4 protein-coding genes and 1 pseudogene are annotated in these 4,839 nt (G+C 76.7%); 1 reads left to right on the top strand and 4 read right to left on the bottom strand.

Annotation, left to right across the window (positions count from 1 at the left end; genetic code table 11):
* Positions 1-56 precede the first annotated feature (56 nt).
* Entirely contained in the window at positions 57-617 is a 561-nt protein-coding gene (locus tag VR44_RS29880; RefSeq protein WP_045950742.1) for a hypothetical protein, read from the top strand.
* Positions 618-619: 2 nt separating this feature from the next.
* Here the strand turns inward: VR44_RS29880 and VR44_RS29875 are convergent, their stop codons facing one another.
* The 4 genes and pseudogenes from VR44_RS29875 to VR44_RS29860 all read right to left on the bottom strand — a co-directional run.
* A complete protein-coding gene (locus tag VR44_RS29875) occupies positions 620-2,191 on the bottom strand; it encodes a bifunctional phosphatase PAP2/diacylglycerol kinase family protein (protein WP_045950741.1) in 1,572 nt (523 codons plus the stop codon).
* Positions 2,192-2,250: 59 nt separating this feature from the next.
* Positions 2,251-3,489 carry a thioester domain-containing protein gene (locus VR44_RS29870; protein WP_245692486.1) on the bottom strand — a complete coding sequence of 413 codons (1,239 nt, stop codon included), beginning with the start codon at positions 3,487-3,489 and terminating at the stop codon, positions 2,251-2,253.
* Between the two features lie 207 nt (positions 3,490-3,696).
* Complete coding sequence (locus VR44_RS29865; protein WP_045950740.1) at positions 3,697-4,104, bottom strand: single-stranded DNA-binding protein; 408 nt, start codon at positions 4,102-4,104, stop codon at positions 3,697-3,699.
* Positions 4,105-4,205: 101 nt separating this feature from the next.
* Positions 4,206-4,839 (bottom strand): annotated as a pseudogene (locus VR44_RS29860) (ATP-binding protein); the annotation flags it as partial.

The raw sequence follows: 4,839 nt of genomic DNA, 5'->3' as shown, positions 1-4,839 counted from the left end.
GACAGGATGGCGCCCGGTTCCGGTCAGGTCCGCACCCCTCGGAGGACGCAGCAGCAATGGAAAGCACCCTGGTCGCGCTCGCGGGCACGACGATAGCCGTGATGGGGACCCTCCTCGCCCCCGTCCTGTCGCAGCGCCTGCTGTCGCGGGCGCAGTCGGACCAGTTCGAGCGGCAGGAGCGGGCGGCCGACGCCCAGTGGGCGCGCGAGCAGCGGGTGGCCGAGCGGGACAAGCAGCGGGAGTGCTACGTGGCGGCGAACGCCGGCTACCGGCGGTACCGGGTCGAGCTGATGAACCACCTGTGGCGGGTGCACAAGGGGGAGGTCACCCCGGAGGCGCGGGCCTCGCTGGACGCCGCCCGGCACGCGATGCACGCCACCTTCGCCGAGGCCCAGATGGTCGCCTCCGACGCGGTCCTGGCGGAGCTGGACGCCATGGCGGTGTCCCTCGCCCACGCGTACGACCGGGTCATGCGGCTGGAGGAGGCCGACACCTCGCCGGAGGAGGTGTTCGAGGAGATACGGGTGATGCTGCTGCGGGCCAACGACCAGTGGATCGGGATGCGCGGGGTGATGCGGGCCGACCTGGGGGTGGAGCCGGGTCCGGCCGGCCCGTGAGGTCAGCGGGGGCGGTAGACGGCGAGGGCGTCGGGGAGGGTGTCGAGGACGAGGGCGGCGGGGGCGCGGGCGTATTCGCCGTCATAGGCGAAGGGGGTGCCCGGCGGGATGTCCGCGATGTGCAGGCGGCGCACGCGGATGGCCACGTGGGCCGGGGAGCGGGTCAGCGGTCCGGCGAGGGCGGCGGCGAGGAGGCGGGGGCCGGGGCGGCCACCGCCGTGCACGAGGCGCAGGTCGAGCAGGCCCTCGCCGAGGCCCTCGCGGCGGCGGGGGGTGGGGCCGGAGCCCTGGTAGGTGCCGTTGCCGGCGAAGAGCAGCCAGGCGCTCCGGGGCCGCCCGGCCAGCGTCAGCCGCACGGGCCGCTCGGCCCGCAGCACCCGCCAGGCGGCCGCGACCGCGGCCGGCCCGCCCCCGATCCGCGGCGCCCAGCGCAGCCGGTGACGCAGCAGCTCGGGATAGACGCCGAAACTGAAGGTGTTCAGGAAGTACCCACCCTCCCCGCCACGCGCCCCCGAGCCGGAGCCGGAGCCAGAGCCAGAGCCGGCGTCGGAGCCAGAGCCTGAGCCGGAGCCGGCGTCGGAGCCTGAGCCTGAGCCGGTCGGGGTGAAGCGGCCCACGGCCACGCGGACCGCCTGGCCTTCGGCGAGTGCCCGGCAGGTGTCCTCCGGGCCGGTGAGGCCGAGGTCGAGGGCGAAGTGGTTCAGGGTGCCCCCGGGGAACACCGCCAGCGGCACCCCCGCGCGCAGTGCGGCGGTCGCGGCGGCGTTGACCGTGCCGTCGCCCCCGCACACGCCGAGCACGGCCGACCGGGCCGCCGCGGCCGACAGCTCCGCCGCGAGCGCCTCGCCCCCGCACTCCACGACCTCCGCCTTCGGCAGCCGGTCCCGCAGGACGCCGAGCACCGCGGCCCCGGCCGTGCCCGCGCCGGTGTTCACCACGACCGTCAGCCCGTCCCCGTCCGGCAGCGCGGGCACCCCGGCCGCCGGCCGTTCGTCACCCGGGACGGCCCTGGCCCGCTGCGCGCTCCGGGCGAGCCCGCGCACGGCGAATCCCGCCGCCACCCCGAGCAGCGCGCCCGCCGCCACGTCCGAGGGGTAGTGCACACCCGTGTAGACCCGGGAGAACGCCACCGACGCGGCCAGGGGTGCCACCGCGGCCCCCCACGCCGGGGACTCCAGCGCCAGCCCGGCCGTGAACGCGAAGGCCGAGGCGGAGTGCCCGGACGGGAAGGAGGTGGTCCACGGCGGCACGGCCGGCTGCCGCACCAGGGGCACCCCCTCCAGCAGCGGCCGGGGCCTGCGTACGGACCACTTGCCGACGGAGTTCACGGTCGCGGAGGCCAGCGCCAGCGAGGCGGCCGCCCGCAGCGCGGCCCGGCGGGTGCGCGGCGGGCCGAGGGCGGTGAGCGCCGCCGCGATCCCGCCCCACAGCACCCCGTGGTTGGCGGCCCGCCCGAGCGCGGGCAGCACCCGCTCGCCCGCGGGCCAGTGCCGTCGGGCCACGGCGTCGAACAGCCGCCGGTCCCATTGCGCGGCGGTGCCCCGCCAGGTCAGTGCTTGATCATGATCTGCCATTTCCCGCGCTTACCCGGGACCCGCCGTCATGAAGCGCCGCGGTCCTCGTTCAGCCTCGTTCAGCCCTCCATCTCCCCTTCCTCTCCTTCCAGCGGCCGCTTGCGCAGCAGCAGGACCACCATCCCGCCCAACACCACCAGCCCCACCGCCAGCGAGGCGATCACCGGGGTGGCGGCGGAGCTGCCGCTGACGGCCAGCCGCTCCTCGTCAGGTGACTGCGTCTCCGTTCCGGCGGGCGCGGCGGGAACCACCTCGGCGCTCCCGGCCAGGGTGCCCACCTTCCCGGCCGGGCCGGCCGGCGGCTGCGGCCAGACCGCCGTGGCGGTGGCGGCCGCAGCCGACTCGCTGGAGCCGGCCACGACCTGCGCCTCGTCCGGGATCCCGCTGGTGAAGACCCGCCCGACCGGCACCTTGGTCGAGCCCTGCACGGTGACCGAGGCCGTCCCGTCGGGGGTGCCCGGGGGCACCTCGAAGTACAGCCGGCTGCCGTCGGCCGCGGACGTCACGGGCTGCCCGTCGGCGTCGACCACCCGCACCCCCATGGCCACGGCCGCCGCGTCGGGGGTGACGGACACGCTCTGCGCGCCGGTACGGACCGTGACGGGGCCGAGCCGGGTGCCGGTCGGCCCCGTCACCGAACCGGTCACCCGGCCGGGGTCCAGCCTCAGCGAGGCCGGCGGCTCCGGCAGCCGGCCCGCCTCCCGCTGGAGGTAGTCGGCCAGTTTCTCGGCCGCCTGGTCGGTGGCCTCGACCTGCGCCCCCTCCGCCAGCCGCCAGATCGCCACCTGGGTCCCGGCGGCCGCGCTCTCCGCCGTCAGCGCTCCGGCCCCGGCCGCCTTCGCCAGCCCGGCCAGGTCGTTGTGCTGCGGGTAGGAGTGCTCCAGCACCCAGCGGATCCGGCCGCCCGCCTCGCCGTTGGCGGCGAGGGGGCTGCCGCCCCAGCCGCTCTCGGTGTAGCGGGCCTGCGGCTGGGCGTTGCCCGCGACGCCGACCCCGTACGTCTGGAGCATGCCGCCGCCGTCGACCCGCATCTCGTACAGCCCGGCCGGGATCTGCCGGACCGAGCCGTCCCGGGCGTGCAGGACGGCCTGGCCGTAGGTCTTCAGGCCGTCGAGCACGGCGCTCGCACCGCCGGCCGCCGCACTGGACACCGCCTGGTCGGAGTCGGCCGAGGCCCGGGCGCCCGGGGCGGCGGTGAGGGCGGCGGCCAGCAGGGCCACCGCCAGCGGCCGCCGCGCGCCCCCGCGCACCGCGCTCGCCACGGCGGCGGAGACGGCCCCGCCGCCGGGAGCAGGCACGCCGTCCCCCACGCCCGCGGCCGCCCGGGGATCGGGAACCGGACGGGGACCGGAAAGCGGCCGGAGCGGAGGCCGGTCCGCCCGTGGACGCGGCGCGGGACTCGAAGGACGCGCAGGACGCGGGAACAGCAATCGACACAGTCTTCCCCTTCGGGCCATAGACCCAGGTGCCCGTGAATACCGGGGAATCCTAGCCTCATCGAACACTCAGACCACCGCCGCCTTCTGAGGGCCCATCAGCGGGGTCTCCGTCTTGACCACCCTGCGGAAGGCCGCAGTTCCGCGGTTCAGGTCGTGTCCGACGGCGATCGCGTCGATGTCCGCCGAAAACCAGCGGGCCCCTTCGCCGTCCGGCGGCCCCTCCCGGACCCGCAACCGCCCGTGCACCACCAGCGGTTCCCCCACGGAGACGGAACTCGCCAGGTTCACCGCCAGCACCCGTCGCGCCCACACGGTGTAGAAGCTGGTGGCACCGTCCGTCCAGGCCTCGGTCCGCCGGTCGAAGTACCGCGGGGTCACCGCGAAACGGAACCTCGCCGACGGGCCGGTCAGCGTCTCCTTGAAGTCGATCTGCGTCGCCACGTGCCCCACCAGCGTCACCAGGGTGTCGTTCATCCCGGCCGCCCTCCCCACGTTCCGTACGGCTCGCGCGGACCCTCCGCACGAGGTACGACCATGCTGGCCCGGGACCCCGACCGGCCGCTCCGGCCTGTGGACTACTGGCGGGTTGTGGACAACCTCGTCCCCCCTGCGGAGACGGTCGCGTACTGCTCCCGGACCTCCCGGTAGCGCAGCAGCTCGGCCGCCACCGGCTCCAGCACCCGGGCCCGTCCGCAGCCGGCCGCCGCCTGCCGCAGCCTCCGCTCGGCGTCCTGCCCGTACCTGCGCGCCGGTCCTCGGGCCGCGATCGAGCAGGCCCACTCGACCAGCGGCCCGCCGATGATGCCCGCCACCATGAACAGCACGGGCGGCAGCAGCTTCGGCTCCAGGACCCCGGCGATCTGCCCGACCAGCCACAGCCCGCCGAAGACCTGCACCAGCGTCATGGCGGCCTGCGCCAGTACCGCCGCCGGCCACCAGGCGGGCCGGGGCGGCTTCGCGCCGGAGGCGGGGACGGCCGCGCCGAGGGTCACGGCCAGCTCGTCGAGCGCCTCCGGGAGCCGGGCGGCCCCGCGGACCGCGGTCTCCCGTACGGCCTGCGCCCAGGGTTCGGGCAGTCCGACGGCAGCCTCGTCCGCGACGGTCCGGACGGCCTGCTCCACCCGTTGGCGGGCGGTCACCTCCTCCTCGGCCGGCGCGGGGGCGGCCGCCGAGGAGCGGCCGATCACCGCGAGGGCGGACAGGCCGGCG

It is taken from the genome of Streptomyces katrae (genome assembly GCF_000966975.1).
Classification (GTDB): domain Bacteria; phylum Actinomycetota; class Actinomycetes; order Streptomycetales; family Streptomycetaceae; genus Streptomyces; species Streptomyces katrae.
Note: the sequence above shows the minus strand (reverse complement) of the source record. Positions and strands in the feature narration are given on the sequence as shown.

Bases quoted from the DNA above. Each gene is read 5' to 3' on its own strand.
- VR44_RS29880 (WP_045950742.1), top strand. From the start codon at position 57: ATGGAAAGCACCCTGGTCGCGCTCGCGGGCACGACGATAGCCGTGATG.
- VR44_RS29875 (WP_045950741.1), bottom strand. From the start codon at position 2,191: ATGGCAGATCATGATCAAGCACTGACCTGGCGGGGCACCGCCGCGCAA.
- VR44_RS29865 (WP_045950740.1), bottom strand. From the start codon at position 4,104: ATGAACGACACCCTGGTGACGCTGGTGGGGCACGTGGCGACGCAGATC.